The following is a 3,088-nucleotide window of genomic DNA, read 5'->3' as shown; positions in this document are numbered from 1 at the left end:
CCTGTCGGCCGCGCAACCCCCGTCCGCCGGTACCGTTCCGCGACGGCTTCCGATAGACAGAAGGGGCGCCGGGTCGACTCGCACCCGGCGGACTCGAGTCCGATTCGGGGGGACTGGATGTACTACAGCAGTGGCAACTACGAGGCGTTCGCACGACCGCGCAAGCCGGAGGGGGTCGACGACAAGTCGGCGTGGTTCGTCGGCGCCGGCCTGGGAAACATGGCCTGCGCGGTCTTCATGATCCGCGACGGCCGCATGTCAGGCGACCGCATCACGATCCTGGAGGAGCTGAAGCTGCCGGGCGGCGCGCTCGACGGCATCGAGTACCCGCACAAGGGGTTCGTGATCCGCGGCGGGCGCGAGATGGAAGACCACATGGAGTGCCTGTGGGATCTCTTCCGGTCCGTGCCCTCGCTGGAGGTCGAGGACGCGAGCGTGCTCGACGAGTTCTACTGGCTGAACAAGGACGACCCGAACTACTCGCTCTGCCGCGTGACCGAGAAGCAGGGCCAGGACGCCCACACCGACAAGCTCTTCGGGCTCTCGGACAAGGCGCAGAAGGAGATCGTCGCCGTCATCCTCGCCACGCGCCAGCAGATGGAGGACAAGCGCATCGACGAGGTCTTCACGCGGGAGTTCCTCGACAGCAACTTCTGGCTGTACTGGCGCACCATGTTCGCGTTCGAGGAGTGGCACTCGGCGCTGGAGATGAAGCTGTACCTGCACCGCTTCATGCACCACATCGGCGGTCTTCCCGATCTGTCGGCACTGAAGTTCACGAAGTACAACCAGTACGAGTCGCTCGTGCTGCCGATGTACCGCTGGCTGCTCGACCAGGGCGTGACGTTCCGCTTCGAGCACACCGTGACAGACGTGCAGTTCGACTTCCAGGACGGCCGGACGCAGGCCACGCGCATCGACTGGGTGACCGGTGACGGCGCGGAGGGCGGTGTCGACCTCGGTCCCGACGATCTGTGCCTCGTCACGATCGGGTCGCTCACCGAGAACTCCGACGACGGCGACCAGCACACGCCTGCCGTGATCAAGGACGGTCCCGCGCCGGCGTGGGACCTCTGGAAGCGCATCGCGGCGAAGTCGGACGACTTCGGCCGCCCCGAGGTCTTCTGCGGCGACATCGACAAGACGAAGTGGGAGTCGGCGACCGTCACGACCGTCGACGAGCGCATCCCGGCGTACATCGAGAGGATCGCGCAGCGCGACCCGTTCAGCGGCAAGGTCGTCACCGGCGGCATCGTCACGGCACGTGACTCGTCGTGGCTCATGAGCTGGACGGTGAACCGTCAGCCGCACTTCAAGGCGCAGAAGCCCGACGAGGTCGTGGTGTGGGTGTACGGCCTGTTCGTCGAGACGCCTGGGGACTTCGTCAAGAAGCCGATGCAGGAGTGCACCGGTGAGGAGATCACACAGGAGTGGCTGTACCACCTCGGCGTGCCTGTGGACGAGATCCCCGAGCTGGCCGCGACGGGCGCCAAGTGCGTGCCGGTCATGATGCCGTACGTGACGGCGTTCTTCATGCCGCGCGCGGCGGGGGACCGGCCGCAGGTCGTGCCCGAGGGCAGCGTCAACTTCGCGTTCATCGGCCAGTTCGCCGAGACGACGCGCGACTGCATCTTCACGACCGAGTACTCGGTGCGCACCGCGATGGAGGCCGCGTACCAGCTGCTCGGCATCGATCGCGGCGTGCCCGAGGTGTTCAACTCGACGTACGACGTCCGCTATCTGCTGAAGGCGACGACGCGTCTGCGCGACGGTGCCGCTGTCGACCTCCCCGGGCCGAACTTCCTCAAGGGGCGGCTCCTCGACAAGCTCGACAACTCGCAGATGGGCGTGCTGCTCACCGACTTCGGGCTCATCCCGGAGCATGCGGGCACGGTCGCGCGCGAGCGCGCGGACGACGCGATCGAGTGACGCCATGACGGGATGCCGCAGCCCCTGCAGAGGGCAGGGGCCGCGGCATCCCGTAGAATGTCCTGTCGGCGGCGCGTCAGCGTGCGCGCACGCCCCGAACGACTTTCCCTGACGAACGGACAGATTCACCTCATGGCTTCCACCGCAGACATCAAGAACGGCGTCGTCCTCAGCATCGACGGTCAGCTCTGGAGCGTCATCGAGTTCCAGCACGTCAAGCCGGGCAAGGGCGGCGCGTTCGTCCGCACGAAGCTGAAGAACGTGGTCTCGGGCAAGGTCGTCGACCGCACGTACAACGCGGGCGCGAAGATCGAGATCGAGAACGTCGACCGCCGCGACTTCACCTACCTGTACAACGACGGCGACGGCTTCGTCTTCATGGACGTCGCCGACTACGACCAGCTCACCGTCGGTGCCGCCACCGTCGGCGACGCGGCCCACTTCCTGCTCGAGAACCAGCAGGTGCAGATCGCGCTCAACAACGGCAACCCGCTGTACATCGAGCTGCCGGCCTCGGTCGTGCTGGAGATCACGTACACCGAGCCGGGCCTGCAGGGCGACCGCTCGTCGGCCGGCACCAAGCCCGCCACGCTCGAGACCGGCTACGAGATCCAGGTGCCGCTGTTCCTCGAGACCGGCACCAAGGTCAAGGTCGACACGCGCACGGGCGACTACCTCGGCCGCGAGAAGTAAGGCGTGAGCGCCCGATCGAAGGCGCGCAAGCGCGCGCTCGACATCCTGTTCCAGGCCGACGTCCGCGGCGACGAGCCGGCGACGATCCTCGCCGCCGAGGCCAAGCGCGCCGCCGGCGAGCCCGCCCGTCAGACGTCCTGGCTGTACGCCCGCGACATCGTGGACGGCGTGATCGACAACCGCGACGCGATCGACGAGCAGATCGCCACGTTCGCGAAGGACTGGACGCTCGCCCGCATGCCCGCGGTCGATCGTGCCGTGCTGCGCATCGGCGTGTGGGAGATCCTGTTCAACGACGAGGTCCCCACCGCCGTCGCGATCGACGAGGCCGTCGAGCTCGCCAAGGAGTTCTCGACCGACGAGTCGGGCGCTTTCGTCCACGGCGTGCTCGCCAACATCGCGCGCGCGTCCTGAGCCGCCCGTCGTGGGGCGGCGGGTCGGGGCGGGCCGGGGGGGTTGTGGTGTG

General features: G+C 67.4%; 3 protein-coding genes. All 3 read left to right on the top strand.

Features of this window, described 5'->3' with window-relative positions; all coding sequences use genetic code 11:
- Nucleotides 1-117: 117 nt before the first annotated feature.
- Nucleotides 118-1,929: an oleate hydratase gene (locus ACFWJ8_RS19045; protein ID WP_378814501.1), complete on the top strand. Its 1,812-nt coding sequence runs from the start codon at nt 118-120 to the stop codon at nt 1,927-1,929.
- A 132-nt stretch (nt 1,930-2,061) separates the two neighbouring features.
- Nucleotides 2,062-2,622, top strand: a complete 561-nt coding sequence (gene efp / locus ACFWJ8_RS19040; RefSeq protein WP_378814499.1) for an elongation factor P — start codon at nt 2,062-2,064, stop codon at nt 2,620-2,622.
- 3 nt (nt 2,623-2,625) lie between these two features.
- Complete coding sequence (gene nusB / locus ACFWJ8_RS19035; RefSeq protein WP_378814497.1) at nt 2,626-3,036, top strand: transcription antitermination factor NusB; 411 nt, start codon at nt 2,626-2,628, stop codon at nt 3,034-3,036.
- Nucleotides 3,037-3,088: the final 52 nt, after the last annotated feature.

It is taken from the genome of Microbacterium sp. NPDC058389, assembly GCF_042722305.1.
GTDB lineage: Bacteria > Actinomycetota > Actinomycetes > Actinomycetales > Microbacteriaceae > Microbacterium.
The sequence above is the reverse complement of the archived record's forward strand: the minus strand, read 5'-3'. Positions and strand labels throughout refer to the sequence as shown.